The organism is Burkholderia sp. M6-3 (assembly GCF_050858985.1).
In the GTDB taxonomy this organism is placed as follows: domain Bacteria; phylum Pseudomonadota; class Gammaproteobacteria; order Burkholderiales; family Burkholderiaceae; genus Paraburkholderia; species Paraburkholderia caledonica.
The window spans coordinates 1,322,963-1,337,480 of sequence record NZ_CP110091.1 but is presented as its reverse complement, the minus strand read 5'-3'; the positions used below and the strand labels follow the sequence as shown (position 1 = coordinate 1,337,480).

Below are 14,518 nucleotides of genomic sequence, written 5' to 3'. Positions count from 1 at the left end.
CCGGTCATTGCTCGCGCAGATAGTCGTACCGATGCGCCAGCCATCGCGTACCGCTTCCATTCGCGAGAATAAAGTACGGGTCTCTGGTTTCGTGGTCGCGACCGTCGCGCGCGATCACCTGCTCCATTCGAAGCAGTCGTCCGGAGTATTCGGCTGCTTCCCCTTGAAGGACGATGAAGTCCGTGTCGTGGCTGAGATGTGTTCAGCGGGAAGTCTGGCGCGTCAGGACATACGGTCGATGAAATTGCCGGTGACCCGTCTTCGTGATTGGGGTTCGAGTCACGGAGACAATTCGCAAAACAGTCGGCCCCGCCGCAGGTAATGCTGCGGCGGGGCCGGTTGGCGATGCAAGCAGTCCGGTTCAGATGCCCGGCGCTGCTTTGTGCCTCACTGCTTACACATTCGGCGTCGCGCTTTGCGGGTCCGCCGGTGTGGCGGGATCGGGACTCTGAAGCGCCGGTGCATAGAGAATCACGTTGGGCAGCCGCGGGTTGGCCGTGTTGGTGCTATCCCGCACGCGCGACTGGATGGTCGTGTTATCCGTCACGCCCCAAAAGTTGTTCGTGAAGTCCAGAGAATGAAGCGTGGACGCGCTATAAGTGCCGTGAGACTCGATCACGAGGCGATTCCCATTCGGTGAGTCCTTCTTGAAGAGGAACGAGTTCCGTTGGGCAACGCCGGTGGGCGGCTGTCCATTGGCGGGGAACGCGTCGATCAACACGAGTGGGTCGACCATGTTGATGAACAGATTGTTTTGCACGAAGACCGACGGATCGAAGGCGAAGGCCGCGGAGTCCACGAACGTATTGCCTTTCACGGTAGCGGACCTGCTCAAGCGCGGGTAGCCGTTCGTGCCGGCTTCATAAGTCGTCACCCCATTGCGAACAATTGGCGTCACGTTCATGTGCGTGGCCTGACTGTATGTCATCGAGAACGGCGCGGCGTCGTTGATCTGCACGAACGCGTCCTGCAACACCGCATGCGTAATGGTGACCGTGCCGTTACCCGCGTCCTGCGCCAGCGACGTGTTAGCAGCCGTCACGCCCAGCAATTGGACCGGACCCTGGCTTCCCACGTTGAGCGTGCCCGCCACGTTGATGATGCCTTTGGTCGGAGTCGTGCCCACACAATCGGCCGTGCATGGCACTGAGCGGTAAGTCTCCACGATCGTGTTATCGGGGATCGTCAACGTGACGCCCGGCGCGACTCGCACCGTGCCGGCGATCAAATACGGAGAGCCGCTCGCCGGCCACGTGGTGTCCGCGGTGATGACGGTTCCGTCGGGAATGACCGTCTTCGGCTGCACGTAGACATACGCGGTGACGAGATTGCCGCTCGCGTCGGTGCAAACTTTCGTGGGGTCGGTCGTGTACGGACCGCCGGTACATGCCTTGGGACTCGTGGACGAAGGTGCCGAAGATGCCGTGGTGGCGCTGTTGCCGCCTCCCCCACCGCCGCCACAGGCCGCGAGCAGAAGGGCGAAGAGTAAGCCTGGATATTTTTTCATTTGAAGGTCCCCGTATCGCGCTTATCGTTTTCGAATCTCACTGGTGTGTACACATCAGCGATTCGTGCGACGGATCTTCACATGCCCCGCTTGCGCCAACTGCGGTCTGGGACACAAAACATCGCGATTGGCGATGTCGCTGCCCGAATCGCCTCGCGCGACTTCAGGCACTGCATATGCTCTCTAACGCCTGCGGCGCGGTGACGGTCGCTTCGCCCCAGCGACGGGGGTCAACTATCCAAGGAGCAAAACATGCGAGGCATTCAATCGATGCTTGTACTTCTGGCCGCATTGGCCGTTTCCGGCACGGCGAGCGCGCAAGCAGGAGGCAATGGCAATGGCGGATCGGGCGGCGGCAACGCGCACGGCGCAGCGACAGCGGGCCCGACTGCCGGCGGAGACAACACGTCTGCGGCGACAAGTACCCACTCGAGCCATCATCATTCGCACAAGCACGCCAAGCATCAGAAGCAGCCAGACACGCAGTAATGCGAGGCACAGCGGGCGTGACCACGACGGCATGGCGACGCCCGCCCCAGCCGATTCCGGCGATGCAACGGTTCGCCACGGCCAATGGGAAGGATCGTTTTCAATCCTCCGTGGCGGCTCGTTTCCGATAGTTTCGCCGCTGAGCTTAGTTGAGCCGCTTCAGTTCGCCATCGTCCGCGTACCAGTCCACCGTCTTGCCGGATGTGTTGATCGTCACCGCGCGAGGCTCGCTGAACTGGTCGAACGACTCGATGCCCGTTTCGCGGCCCACGCCGCTGTTCTTGAATCCGCCCCACGGCGACGCCGGGTCGAGGCGATGGTGGTCGTTCACCCACACCATGCCGAACTCCAGCCTGCCGGCGACGCGATGCGCCCGCGCGACGTCCTGCGTCCAGATCGAAGCGGCGAGGCCGAACGGCGTATCGTTGGCGATACGGATCGCATCGGCTTCGTCTTCGAACGGCATGACGACCGTTACGGGCCCGAACACCTCGTCCTGGCCGATCTCCGAATGCGGGTCCGCATCGTAGACGACGGTCGGCTCAAGAAAGTACCCTGAGGTCAATTCTTGAGGCACGCGTCCGCCCGTGAGTAACTTTGCGCCCGCCTGCTGCGCGCGTTCGAGCATCGCGAGAATGCGTTGACGCGAACGCTCGGAAATGACGGGACCCAGTTGGGTCTTCGCATCCGTCGGATCGCCCACGCGGATACGCTCGACCTTCGCGCGGAAACGTTCGAGGAAGGCCGCATACATCGATTTCTGCACGAGGATGCGCGCCCCGCAGACACAGGTCTGCCCAGCGCCGATGAAAGCGGCGAACGCCGCGCCGTTCACTGCGCACTCGATATCGAAGTCGTCGAACAGGATCACCGCGCCCTTGCCGCCCAGTTCGAGCGTGGTCAGCGCGAAATTACGCGCGGCAGCCTCGCCGATCGAGCGCCCCACTTCCGTGCCTCCTGTGAATACCACCTTCCTGATCAACGGATGTTGCGCGAGCGCCGCGCCCGCTACGCGCCCTTCGCCGTTCACGACGTTGACGACGCCTTTGGGAACGCCTGCGTCCTGCAACAGCTTCACGAGCCGCACGGTCGTCAGCGGCGTTTGTTCCGACGCCTTGATGACGACGCTGTTGCCCGTCGCGAGCGCGGGAGCGAGGCTCTTCGAGAGAATCATCAACGGATGATTGAACGATGTCATCAGCGCGACGACACCGAGTGGTACGCGCTGCGTGTAACAGAGGTACGGTCCTTCGATCGGAATCACGTCGCTGCGGCGCGTCAGCGCGAGCGCCGCAAAGTAGCGGTAGAACTGCGGCAGGCGTGAAATCTGTGCGCGCGTTTCGGCAATGGGACGGCCGTTATTCAACGTTTCGAGCTTGTAGAACTGTTCGAGATCGGCTTCGAACAGATCGGCAAAACGATTCAGAATGCGCGCGCGCTGCTGGATCGGCATGTCGCGCCACGCACCGCCTTCAAATGCGCGATGACCCGCTTGCACGGCCCGATCCACATCGCGAGCGGAAGCCGACGCGAGCGCCCCGATCACTTCACCCGTCGCGGGATTCACAATATCCAGCGTGCGGCCGTCTTCAGCATCCGTCCATTCGCCGCCAATCAACAATTGCGCGTCGTAGCGCTGCGGGTTGCTTGTATTCATTGCATGGTTCCTGTCGATTCATTTGTTAGGTGAAGCGTGCGCGTCGGCATGAAGCGCGTCGCGCCCGAGGGTGTCTTCCGGCTGAAGGTCTTCGAGGCGCTGTCCGGTCGGCTCGACGCCCAGCCATGCAACCACGACGATTTGCACGGCGAGCAGACCGATCATCATTGCAAGCACGCCGACGATGCCGTACTGCCCGAAAAGCGATACCACGATGAAAGGCGTGACGATGGTTGCGCCGCGGCCCAGCGTATTGCAGACACCCGACGCGCGCAGCCGCACTTCAGTTGGGAAGAGTTCCGGTACATAGACAGCAAATAGCAGCGCGACCAGCACGTAGATGGGGATGGTCAACAGCAGTCCGACGATGGGCAATATCACGGGGCTCGTGATGAACGGATACATCGCGCCAAAGAGGATCGCGGCGAGCGACGAGCCGATGATCGTCGGCTTGCGGCCCCACGCATCTGCGGTGAGCGCGCCGATTGCGGAACCGATAGGCGCGCCGAGCGACATCACGAGCGCGAACCCGAACGACTTCGCGATGCTGAAGCCCTGATGCACGAAGAATGTCGGAAGCCAGGTGACGAAGCCATACAGCAGCGTGTTGATGACAATGAGCGTCACGCAGCCGACGATCATCCGCTGCAGCATCGCGCCGCTGAACAACGAAGCGAACGACAGTGCCTGTTGCGCTGTCGCGCCGGATCTCGTGGACGCTGGCGCAGGCAGCGGCTTGCCGCCTCGTGCCGCCGTCACTTCCGCTTCGATGCGACGCAGGATCGCATCAGCCTCGTCGTGTCGTCCAACAGAATCGAGCCAGCGGGGCGACTCCGGCAAGGACTTGCGTGCATACCAGACGCCGAGTGCGCCAACACCGCCGAGCACGAACATCGCGCGCCAGCCGAACGACGGAATCAGCAGCAACCCGATCAGCCCCGCGACGGGCAGTCCGGACACGACGAAGACCGCCATCAAACCCTGCAGCCTGCCGCGTTTCTGCGGCGGCACGAATTCGGTTAGCGTCGAGTAACCGACCACGTTTTCCGCGCCCAGTCCAAGTCCCATCACGAAGCGGCACGCGATGAGCACGCTCATGTTCGGCGCGAGCGCCGCGCCGAGCGACGCCAGGCCGAACACGGCGAGATTCGCCTGATACGTGAAGCGCCGCCCGAACCGGTCGCCGAGAAAACCGGTGGCAAGCGAGCCGAGCATCATGCCGAGAAAAGTGAGCGACACGAACAACGCGTTCTGCCCGAGCGTGGAGAATCCGGACTTCAGCGTTGCGCCAAGCACCGTCGACGCAACGTAAATATCGAAACCATCGAAGAACATGCCAATGCCAATCAACCACATGATGCGCCGGTGAAATCCCGACATCGGCAAACGATCGAGCCTGGGCCCTGCGTTGACGTTCATGTCTGTCTCCAGTCGACGTTACGGTGTCAGCGGATTAGCGCTTTCATCGACATCCGCACGTCGTGTTGTATCGAGCGGGTCAAGCACGGCCACGCTCAGCGGGTCTGCATCAACCGCAATGCGTTGACGGTCAGCATGTCGGTCGCAGCGCGGAAGTTCTGTTCGACGCTGCCTTCCTGCGCGGCGAGGAAGAACGCCTTGCACTGTTTCGCGCCGGCTTCGTCGAGCGAGAGAATGCGAGCGGCAAGCGCGTCAGCTTCGGCGTGCAGGTTCGCGCGATCGCATACTCGCGTGACGAGCCCGGCCTGCAAGGCCGCTTCGGGCGTAATGGGATCGCCGAACAGGACCATTGGAAACAACGCCTTGGGCAGTGCATAGCCGCCGAGGTAAGCCATGATCGCGGCGGGCGGCAGACCGCTGCGCATCTCCGGGAACCCGAGCCGCGCCGACGATGCGACGAGCGTGAAGTCGCACAGGATCGCAAGCCCGAAGCCGAAGCCCAACGCATCGCCCTGCACCTGCGCAATCGAGATCAACGACGTGCTGCGTACCAGCCGCTTGAGCTCGATCAGTCGCGCGACTTCGGTGCGGATCGACACGGCGTCCCGCCCCGCTCGCTCGCGCCCCGTGCAGAACACATCGCCGTTCGCGCGAATGCGCAACACACGCGCCTTCGGTTGCACGGCCTCACTGCGCAACGTGTCCGACATCGCGTCGAACATCGCAACCGACACTTCGTTGCCAACCTCCCGGCGGTTCAACGTGAAGGTGAGCACGTCGCCGGTATGCTCTATGACAACGGGGGCCTCCAATGCACTGCGATCCATGTCGTCTCCTGTTGTATAATCTGTATACAGAGTATTCACAGAAATCCGAGGTGTCAATGCCCGCTACGAAAACTGCATCTTCAAAATCCCCGACAGCGCACACGCGCCATGCGTCGAGTCTCGAATCCATTGCCACGTGGTATCACGAGCGGCTTCGCACGCTGGACTCAACCGGCGATTCGTTGAGCGATGGCGTCGTCGTGCCCGCGTTGCGCGAGGCGATCGTGGAAGGCGTACTCGCACCGGGTAGCCGTCTGTCCGAAGTGCAGGTAGCAAAACAGCTGAACGTTAGTCGAACCCCGATGCGGGAGGCGTTCGCGCAGCTCGAGCGCGAAGGGCTCGTGACCGTCCTTCCGCGAGTGGGCGCATATGTGCGGTCGGTGACGCTTCGCGATGTGGAGGAGATTTATACGGTGCGGGCCGCGCTCGAATGTCTCGCGGTGCAGCTTGCATCCGAGCGCATTACATCGCTCGGTGCCGCGCAGCTGGATGATGTGATCGACACGATGCGAACGAGCGTCGATGCCGGCGACGCTGCCGGCTATGTCGATGCATTGGACCGCTTTTACGCCATCGTCATGACGATCGCCGACAACCGCACGTTGCAGCAGAATCATGCCTCGCTGATCGGGCCGGTGCGGCGACTGCGCCGCATCGCAATGACGCAAGGCGGGCGGATGCGCGCATCGTTCGAACAGGCGGTTCGAATTCGCGATGCGGTAGTCAACGGCACCGGGGATGCGCAGGATCTGATGCGGGAACAACTGCAGCGGGCGTGTGATGCCGCGCTGGATGTGCTCAAGAATGCGGGGAAATAGACAAGCGTCGCTACGCCAAGCCGCGCAACGGCTCACGAACCAGTGTTCCGTTGCTCTTGCCGGCCGTTCAACACTTGGCCGGCCGAAGGATTTTTTCCGGATGCAACGATCATTCGCCCCGTGGGCTTCTCGCCTGGGCAACGACCGTTGCGCCCTCTCTAAACGCGGACCGTCGACTTATCCTGGTCGAACGCAGGCTCAAGGAACCGCTCGATCCAGACTGCAAGGCGGTCGGCCGCAAAATTGGCGCGCGCACCGGCGCGGCAGACAATAGCGTCACCTTCCCGGAAGAACTGCAGCGCGCCGCCGGCTTCTTCCAGCCACAGCAGGCAGGCCAGCCACGCAGCGTGCTCGGCGGATACCGCATGACCCACCGGGCGGGTGAGGAACTCGCTCAGCGTTGCGGGCGAAGTCCAGATCAGCGCTTCACCATCGCCGCGCGCCGTGGCGCCCAGGACATCCGTCAAGACCGGCAACGCGTCAGCAACACCGCGCCCCGCAGTCTGCGCACGCAGTTGCGCGAGACGCGTACCGACCGCGTGGCCAAAGCTGCCGCTGCATTCGCTCTCGGCATGCACCAGATCGGCGTAGTCCATACGCCGCCAGTCCGGCTCGGCATTGCGCGTACCGGCCAGTTCGGTGCCGGTCAGGTAAGTTTCCACCGGCTGGAACCGGCCAGGGCCAATCAGGCTCGCGCACAGCGTGTGCACTACGCCAATGCGGGTGGCCACCGTCTGCGTCTGCAATACGCCAAGCTTCTCGCGCACGAGTTCGTCGCGCTCCTTGCGCAGCCCCGACAGCTCCAGCGCCTGCTTCATCTCCATGCGCAGCGCTGAAATATCCCACGGTTTCTTGATATAGCGATGTATCTGGCCCTGGTTGACGGCCTCGACGGTCTGATCCAGCTCGGAATAGGCCGTTGTCAGTATCCGGACGATGTGGGGATAGCGCTCTCGCGCATAGCGCAAAAGTTCGTTGCCATGTTCGCCCGGCATGCGCTGGTCGGACACGAGCACCGCCAGACTGGAGGCGTGGGCGTCCAGCATCGCCTTGCCGTCGTCCACCGAGGCGCCCGTCACCACCGGCGCAATCGAGCCGATGGCGCGTTCGAAGTATTTGACCGCGGTGGCTTCGTCATCGACGAACAGAATCGCCGGAGGCGGCGTCTGGTTGGCAATCGTATGGCTCATTGGTAACTCCTGTGCATTCGATCCTTCAAATTTGGAGATTCCAGCGTCGCGGCCGTACCGCCGCCGACTGCGGATGTGATCCCGATGTCCCCGACAAGCTGCGCGACGCGGTTGCTGAAGATCATGGCGAAGCGGCCTGCGCCGGTCTTCGTGATAACCGGGTCGACCGGCAAGCGCTGTGTCACCTCAGTCGCGACACTTGGGCTGTCGTCGCCGATGTCAACACCTCGCGGACGATGCTAACGCCGAGGGGCTTCTCCAGGATTCGGAACACCCCATCGGAACTGACTGCGCCCGGCAACGCGTTGTTGTCCGCGTAGGCCGTCACCAGGATCCGGACGATATGCGGATACTCCTGAGCGACCTGGCGCAGCAGATCGTCGCCGTGACGGCCCGGCATGCGGAAGTCGGTCACAAGCACGGCCACGCGCGCTCCTTCGCGGCGAAGGATCGACATAGCCTCCTCCGCGCCGCTCGCGAGAAGCACTTCATAATCACCGCCGGCCGCACGCGCAAAGTACTTGCGGGCTAAATCCTCATCATCGACATAGACGACAGTGTGCGCGCTTTGCTGCGTATTACTCATTTCGATATCACTCGGCACGCGGCAGGTCGAAGTTGAACGCGGTCCACTCGCCCAACTTGCTTTCCGCGAATAGTGTGCCGCCGTGCCGCTCCACCACCGCATAACTAATGGACAGGCCAAGGCCGAGGCCCTGGCCGACTTCGCGCGTAGTGAAAAACGGCTCAAACACTCGCGCGAGATTCTCTGCGGCGATTCCCGGTCCGTTGTCGCGCACATTCACATGCAGGCGGTCGTCGCGCCATTCCGCCGCGACGTGGATGCGCGGCGACACGGTGCCGGCCTTCTGCATGGCCAGAGCAGCATTTGAGAACAGGTTGATGAGCACGCCGATAATGGCGGCTTCGTCGCCCAGCACGAGAGTGTCGTCGGACAGTTCGCGCGTGACGCTCACGCCGCGCAGTTCATGCGCGCTCAGCCGGATCGACGAGTCAAGCGCTTTCTCGAACAGGAACGGCACGTCGTCTGCCGCTGCGCCGGGCCGGCGGTAGGCGAAGGTCTTCAGGTCCGACACGATATGCTGGATGCGTTGCATCCCCTGCTTGACATCCGTCAGGCACTCCATCAGCGAAGGGCTGCTTTTGGCCTGCGGTTCCTCCATGCCGATTTCGATCGCCATCAGGCAGAAGTTCACCGGGTTGTTGACCTCGTGAAGCAACCCCGCCGACAACGTACCGATTGCAGCCATCTTCTCCTGCTGCAACAACTGGCCTTTGATCTGCGCGAGGCTCTCGTTGGTACGGGCGAGCTGGTCGTTCTTGTGCGCCAGCTCCTCCTTTAGCCGGAAAAGCTGGAAACGGCCCTTCTCGTTGAAGTAGGTGTACACCGAGCTGGCCAACGCACAGAAGAAGATCAGGATGAGCTGAAACAGGAACTTGCTCGGGTCGTGTATGCCACCCGCATGAGCCACGCAAGCTATGTAATAGAGCGCGACCGTGGCCAGCCCGAAAGCCAGCGTCTGCCAATAACCGGAAGGGAACAGAATGCCGACCGCAAAGATCGTCAGCATGAGCCCGGCATAGAACAATGACTGCTCGCCCTGCGTGACATAAATCATCCAGGAGATCATTGCCTGCGGCAACAGCAGCCAGAGGAAGGTGATGATCTGCACGTGGCGTTTGCCCGTTGCCGTGTAAAACGACAGCAATGCCAGGCCAATGGCCGCGCTGGTCAGCACCCGAATTATCGCAAAGCGCTTCTGCTCATCCGGATACACGACATAGTCGAGCGCAACGCCCATCAGCACCAGCACGATCACCGTCAGACCGCCGGCCTTGCTGCACAGCAACCGGTAGTCGCGCAGCTCTTCACGATAGTTCGACTGTAGCCCCCCGAGCGATGTTGTCATCTCAGGCTACTTGTTGCTGGCCGATCACCACCTCGGCGAACACATTAACCCCGGTCGAGTCCGTGTACAGGCGCGGCTCTCCGCAGTTCTCCGGCATGATGTCGGCCATCTGTGCCTCGTTGCGATAGATCAGGTACCACTCGAGCACGTGCTCCATGCTCAGGCGCTCAGGGTTGTCGGCGTGGACGTTGGTTACCAGCAGGCGGCCGCCCTGTCTGGTCCGGCTGGCGAAATGCTGGTTCAGCCGCGCACAGACCTTGTCCGACAGGTAGTCGAAGAGACCGGCGCAATACACGGCGTCGAACTCCCGGACGTCCGATGCGTGCGCATCGATCCGGCGCTTGAGCAGGTGGTGGACAGAATCGTGCGTGTAGCTAATGGTCATGCGCCTGCCCATTTTCTGTGAAATGGACGCAAGGCGTTCACGTGTCCAGTCCAGTGTCTCCTGGCTGAAGTCGAGCAGTTCGAACGTCAGCCACTGCGGTTCGTCGTATTCGTGGATGAAACGCTGGATCTCCTGAGCCGGGCCGCAACCTACGTTCAGCACACGGAATGGCCGCTGCGCGGCGCGCGCTTCGTTGGCGAGCCGGGTCAGATAGTCCACCAGCAGGTCGACGCGGTTGCGGTGCGCACGCGCGACGGCCGTCTGCAGAAAAGCAGCGTTGACGATCTGGAAATACGTGCTCGGCCCCTGGCGCGGATCGTCGAGCATCTGGTTGACCATCTGGTAGTCGCCGGCATAGCCCAGCGGCTTCGTGAACGTGCGAAAGACAAACGGCGAGCGCAGCAGCAGCGGATGTAGCGCAGCCTGGGCAAAGGCACGGTGTGCCGGCGCCAGTTCTTCATCGACCAGACGTGCCTCGCCTTCGAATTCGTCGAAGTAGAGCTTGGTCTTCTCCATGAGCGGCGATGCCAGTTCGAAGAAGAAGTCCTCGCGCAGGCTATTGCCTTCCTTCGGCATGGTTTCGCCAAGGTCTGCCTGCTCGACCCATCGCGACATATCCGAGAGAAAAGCGCGGATCTGGTTGACCGCGATCTGGTAGTCACGGCGGATCTGGAAACGGCCGGTCCAGTCCTGCACGAACCGGCGCGCTTCTTCGCCCACCGTACGCGCTTCCAGCGCGCCGCCGCTCAGTTCGCGCCACTCGGCGATCAGCGTTACCGAAACGATCGCTGTGAGGCCGGTATTGACCATGCTGATGACGACTGCCTTACCCGAATAGGCGTGTTCCACGCCCATCTTGACGGACAGGTCGCTCAGCACCTCGCTGACCTGCACAATCGAGTACGGGTTATAGATCTCCATCACCAGCGAGTTTCGCTGGAGATTGATGATCGTGCCTCGCACCTGCTCGCCTTGCGAGTTCCGGAAGCTGACTACCGGATCGATTTGCGTTTTGGAATACACAGTATTGCGGCCAGGTAAGTATCACGACAAGTTGGTTTGAGATCCGACGCCCTGCCCGGCCAGCAGGTCGGCCAGGTGAGCGCCGATGGCGTCGTTGGTCCAGGTGACACGTGTCGCCATCGGTTTCAGTTGTGGCGGCGATCCATTGTTCGTGGCGGCGTGCGATTCACTCCCGTTCGCAGCGGCCACACAGGTTTTGCATTCGACTTGACTGCGTCGCCTCGCGCGACACGCGTGCTGATAGCCTCGCGGTCTTGACGAGACCGTGAAACTGATGAGCCCGAGCGTCGGTTGCGGCAACACTGAATCGTTGCGGTTGCAGCATTCTACTGATAAAAAAGAATGCTGTCGTCCACTGTCAACTGGTCAGTGAAGCGGGATGAAGACATGCGGCGAAAGGCGCACAAAGCGCGTAGGTCCAAGGACATGCGGCCTGCATGATAAGGCTCTTGATGCACACCTGCCATTGAACAAATCCGTTACGCATGACCTGGTTGCCAGACGCGAACGGCGTGCAGTGCGTTCCTCGAGCGAAGTGATTTGATAGCCGCGCCGCCGAATCAGACCGCCAGCTGTTCCCTGATATACGCAGCGGTGCGGCTGCGGTTTTCGCCCGCGACTTCAGCGGGTCTTCCGCTGACCACGATCGTTCCGCCAGCGTCTCCCGCCCCTGGGCCCACGTCGATGACCCAGTCGCTTTGTGCGGCGACCCGCATGTCATGCTCGACCGCGACGACCGTGTTGCCCGCATCGACCAGTCCTTGCAGTTGCACCATTAGCCGATCCACGTCGGCGGGATGAAGACCCGTCGTAGGCTCGTCCAGGATGTATAGTGTCTCGCCGCGTTGGGCCCGTTGCAGCTCGGTCGCGAGCTTGATGCGCTGTGCTTCGCCGCCGGATAACTCCGTGGCCGGCTGGCCGAGTCGCAGATAGCCGAGACCAATGTCGCGTAGCGCGGTGAGGGAACGCATCACGCCGGGCTGGTCGGCGAAGAAACTGCACGCGGCGTCGACCGTCAGGCCCAGCACCTGCGCAATGTTCTTGTCCCGCCACGTGATTTCCAGCGTCGATTCGTTATAACGGGTGCCGTGGCACGTCGTGCAAGGCGCATAGACGCTCGGCAGAAAAAGCAGCTCGACGCTGACGAAGCCTTCGCCTTCGCAGGTCGGGCAGCGGCCCTGCGCAACATTGAACGAAAAGCGACCCGCGCTATAGCGCCGCTTGCGGGCGGCGGGCGTGTCCGCGAAAAGCTTGCGCACCTGGTCGAAAAGGCCTGTGTAGGTGGCCAGATTGGAACGCGGCGTGCGTCCAATCGGCTTCTGGTCGACCCGTACGAGCCGTCTGATCGATTCCATCCCGTCGACGATGTGGCCGCTCGCCGGCATGCCGCCATCGGCGAGCAGCGGGTCCTGTTCGTCATCGTCCGGGTTTTCGATTGCTTTCCCCAGTCGGCTCGCGACGAGTTCCGGCAGCGCCTGACTCACAAGGCTCGATTTGCCCGAGCCGGATATGCCGGTCACCGTCGTCAGGCAGCCGAGTGCAAACGCGACGTTCAGCCCATGCAGGTTATTGCGCGTGATACCGGCAAGCCGCAGCCAGCCCTTCGCCTCGCGCGCCGCGCGCTCGACGCTTGCCGGCGGCGCGAACAAATGCCGGCGGGTCTGTGACGCTTCGACCGCCGCGAGTCCGTCGGGCGGTCCGCTATAAACAATGTGACCGCCCTCCTCGCCTGCAGCGGGACCCACGTCGACCAGCCAGTCGGCGCGCCGCATCATCTGCAGATCGTGCTCGACGACGAACAGCGAATTGCCCGCTGCTTTCAGCGCCTGAAGCGCGCTGAAAAGCGCTTCGCCATCCGCGGGATGCAAGCCGGCCGATGGCTCATCGAGCACATACACGACCCCGAAGAGCTGCGACGACAATTGCGTGGCGAGCCGCAAGCGCTGCAGTTCACCCGAGGACAACGTCGGCGTACTGCGGTCGAGCGAAAGATAACCGAGGCCCAGGTCGATGAGCGTGGTCAACCGTTCCTGAAGTTCGGCCGCAATGCGCTGCGCGGCGAGGCGCTTCTCGCCGGACAGGTTCGGTGTACGTCGCACATCAGGAGAGGCCTTGTGCGCCGAGCCGCCAGCCGCCACGCGCCGCTCGACGGCGTCGCGCATAGCGCTCCTGCTGAGCACGTCGCCCTTGCCCCGTGTTACCTCGACCGGCTCCTGCCATTCTCCGCGCGCGACCGGTTCAAGAAGCGCGGCGAGTCCCGACAGAGGCAACTGCGAAAGCTCGGCGATATCGAGTCCGGCGAATTTCACCGATAGCGCTTCTTTCGTGAGCCGCTTGCCGCCGCACTCCGGACAGTCGCTCGACACCATGTACTTCGACACGCGCTTTTTCATCAGCGCGCTTTGCGTGTTGGCGAAGGTATGCAAGACGTATCTGCGCGCGCCGGTAAACGTCCCTTGGTAGCTCGGCTCGTCTTTCCGTTTGAGCGCCGCGCGCGTCTCTTTGGGTGTGAGACCGGCGTAGACGGGCACGGTCGGCTGCTCATCGGTGAAGAGAATCCAGTCGCGATCTTTCTTCGGCAGATCGCGCCACGGCGTGTCCACGTCATAACCAAGCGTCACGAGGATGTCGCGCAGATTCTGTCCATGCCATGCGGGCGGCCACGCTGCGATCGCGCGCTCGCGGATGGTCAGCGAGTCGTCGGGCACCATCGAACTTTCGGTGACTTCATACACGCGCCCTAGCCCATGACATGTGGGACAGGCACCCTGCACCGTGTTCGGCGAAAAGTGCTCGGCAAACAGCATGGGCTGTTTGGGCGGGTATGTTCCGGTCCGCGAATACAGCATGCGCACGAGGGTGGACAGCGTAGTCACGCTTCCCACCGACGAACGCGCCGACGGCGTGCCGCGTTGCTGCTGCAATGCGACAGCGGGCGGCAATCCTTCGATTGCGTCCACTTCGGGCACACCGACCTGCTCGATCAGACGCCGAGCGTAAGGCGCGACCGACTCGAAATAGCGCCGTTGGGCCTCCGCGTACAGCGTGCCGAACGCGAGCGACGACTTGCCCGAACCGGACACCCCTGTAAATACGACCAGCGCGTCGCGTGGAATCTGCACGTCGACGTTTTTCAGATTATGTTCCCGCGCGCCGCGCACGCTGACGAACCCCGTGCCTGTGCGGGAAGACGCCGAGGACGAACGGGGTTTGCGGCTGGTTGCATCCATATCGGTCGGTAGCTATGAGCCAGGAACCCTACAAAGACGCAC

At 62.3% G+C, this 14,518-nt stretch carries 13 protein-coding genes; 2 read left to right on the top strand and 11 right to left on the bottom strand.

What is annotated here, in order from left to right; genetic code table 11:
• Nucleotides 1-4 precede the first annotated feature (4 nt).
• Nucleotides 5-127: a hypothetical protein gene (locus OH764_RS23250; protein WP_498850970.1), complete on the bottom strand. Its 123-nt coding sequence runs from the start codon at nucleotides 125-127 to the stop codon at nucleotides 5-7.
• 267 nt (nucleotides 128-394) lie between these two features.
• Entirely contained in the window at nucleotides 395-1,507 is a 1,113-nt protein-coding gene (locus OH764_RS23245) for a hypothetical protein (RefSeq protein ID WP_498850969.1), read from the bottom strand.
• Between the two features lie 252 nt (nucleotides 1,508-1,759).
• Here OH764_RS23245 and OH764_RS23240 point away from each other — a divergent pair, with 252 nt between their 5' ends.
• A complete protein-coding gene (locus OH764_RS23240; protein ID WP_498850968.1) occupies nucleotides 1,760-1,996 on the top strand; it encodes a hypothetical protein in 237 nt (78 codons plus the stop codon).
• A 145-nt stretch (nucleotides 1,997-2,141) separates the two neighbouring features.
• On the opposite strand, the gene OH764_RS23235 is transcribed toward OH764_RS23240, so the two are convergent.
• The 3 genes from OH764_RS23235 to OH764_RS23225 form a co-directional block, all read right to left on the bottom strand.
• The gene (locus OH764_RS23235; protein WP_498850967.1) at nucleotides 2,142-3,653 is read right to left on the bottom strand and encodes an aldehyde dehydrogenase; all 1,512 of its coding nucleotides are present in this window, start codon (nucleotides 3,651-3,653) and stop codon (nucleotides 2,142-2,144) included.
• An 18-nt stretch (nucleotides 3,654-3,671) separates the two neighbouring features.
• Entirely contained in the window at nucleotides 3,672-5,072 is a 1,401-nt protein-coding gene (locus OH764_RS23230) for an MFS transporter (protein ID WP_498850966.1), read from the bottom strand.
• 95 nt (nucleotides 5,073-5,167) lie between these two features.
• Nucleotides 5,168-5,899, bottom strand: a complete 732-nt coding sequence (locus OH764_RS23225) for an enoyl-CoA hydratase/isomerase family protein (protein WP_498850965.1) — start codon at nucleotides 5,897-5,899, stop codon at nucleotides 5,168-5,170.
• Between the two features lie 56 nt (nucleotides 5,900-5,955).
• Here OH764_RS23225 and OH764_RS23220 point away from each other — a divergent pair, with 56 nt between their 5' ends.
• The gene (locus tag OH764_RS23220; protein ID WP_498850964.1) at nucleotides 5,956-6,717 is read left to right on the top strand and encodes a GntR family transcriptional regulator; all 762 of its coding nucleotides are present in this window, start codon (nucleotides 5,956-5,958) and stop codon (nucleotides 6,715-6,717) included.
• A 158-nt stretch (nucleotides 6,718-6,875) separates the two neighbouring features.
• Here the strand turns inward: OH764_RS23220 and OH764_RS23215 are convergent, their stop codons facing one another.
• The 6 genes from OH764_RS23215 to OH764_RS23190 all read right to left on the bottom strand — a co-directional run bounded on the left by OH764_RS23215 (nucleotide 6,876) and on the right by OH764_RS23190 (nucleotide 14,476).
• Nucleotides 6,876-7,907, bottom strand: a complete 1,032-nt coding sequence (locus OH764_RS23215; RefSeq protein WP_498850963.1) for a response regulator — start codon at nucleotides 7,905-7,907, stop codon at nucleotides 6,876-6,878.
• On the bottom strand, nucleotides 7,904-8,080 hold the full coding sequence (locus tag OH764_RS23210; protein WP_498850962.1) for an ATP-binding protein: 177 nt from the start codon (nucleotides 8,078-8,080) through the stop codon (nucleotides 7,904-7,906). Before OH764_RS23210 ends, OH764_RS23215 begins: the two co-directional genes overlap by 4 nt.
• 8 nt (nucleotides 8,081-8,088) lie before the next feature.
• The gene (locus OH764_RS23205; RefSeq protein ID WP_498850961.1) at nucleotides 8,089-8,493 is read right to left on the bottom strand and encodes a response regulator; all 405 of its coding nucleotides are present in this window, start codon (nucleotides 8,491-8,493) and stop codon (nucleotides 8,089-8,091) included.
• A gap of 7 nt (nucleotides 8,494-8,500) precedes the next feature.
• Complete coding sequence (locus OH764_RS23200) at nucleotides 8,501-9,838, bottom strand: sensor histidine kinase (RefSeq protein ID WP_498850960.1); 1,338 nt, start codon at nucleotides 9,836-9,838, stop codon at nucleotides 8,501-8,503.
• A 1-nt stretch (nucleotide 9,839) separates the two neighbouring features.
• Nucleotides 9,840-11,246: a class I SAM-dependent methyltransferase gene (locus tag OH764_RS23195; RefSeq protein WP_020067523.1), complete on the bottom strand. Its 1,407-nt coding sequence runs from the start codon at nucleotides 11,244-11,246 to the stop codon at nucleotides 9,840-9,842.
• Nucleotides 11,247-11,806: 560 nt separating this feature from the next.
• Nucleotides 11,807-14,476: an excinuclease ABC subunit UvrA gene (locus OH764_RS23190; RefSeq protein WP_498850959.1), complete on the bottom strand. Its 2,670-nt coding sequence runs from the start codon at nucleotides 14,474-14,476 to the stop codon at nucleotides 11,807-11,809.
• Between the last annotated feature and the right edge of the window lie 42 nt (nucleotides 14,477-14,518).

Excerpts from the sequence above, each read along its gene's own strand:
- OH764_RS23250 (WP_498850970.1), bottom strand. The coding sequence starts at position 127 with ATGGAGCAGGTGATCGCGCGCGACGGTCGCGACCACGAAACCAGAGAC.
- OH764_RS23245 (WP_498850969.1), bottom strand. The coding sequence starts at position 1,507 with ATGAAAAAATATCCAGGCTTACTCTTCGCCCTTCTGCTCGCGGCCTGT.
- OH764_RS23240 (WP_498850968.1), top strand. The coding sequence starts at position 1,760 with ATGCGAGGCATTCAATCGATGCTTGTACTTCTGGCCGCATTGGCCGTT.
- OH764_RS23235 (WP_498850967.1), bottom strand. The coding sequence starts at position 3,653 with ATGAATACAAGCAACCCGCAGCGCTACGACGCGCAATTGTTGATTGGC.
- OH764_RS23230 (WP_498850966.1), bottom strand. The coding sequence starts at position 5,072 with ATGAACGTCAACGCAGGGCCCAGGCTCGATCGTTTGCCGATGTCGGGA.
- OH764_RS23225 (WP_498850965.1), bottom strand. The coding sequence starts at position 5,899 with ATGGATCGCAGTGCATTGGAGGCCCCCGTTGTCATAGAGCATACCGGC.
- OH764_RS23220 (WP_498850964.1), top strand. The coding sequence starts at position 5,956 with ATGCCCGCTACGAAAACTGCATCTTCAAAATCCCCGACAGCGCACACG.
- OH764_RS23215 (WP_498850963.1), bottom strand. The coding sequence starts at position 7,907 with ATGAGCCATACGATTGCCAACCAGACGCCGCCTCCGGCGATTCTGTTC.
- OH764_RS23205 (WP_498850961.1), bottom strand. The coding sequence starts at position 8,493 with ATGAGTAATACGCAGCAAAGCGCGCACACTGTCGTCTATGTCGATGAT.
- OH764_RS23200 (WP_498850960.1), bottom strand. The coding sequence starts at position 9,838 with ATGACAACATCGCTCGGGGGGCTACAGTCGAACTATCGTGAAGAGCTG.
- OH764_RS23190 (WP_498850959.1), bottom strand. The coding sequence starts at position 14,476 with ATGGATGCAACCAGCCGCAAACCCCGTTCGTCCTCGGCGTCTTCCCGC.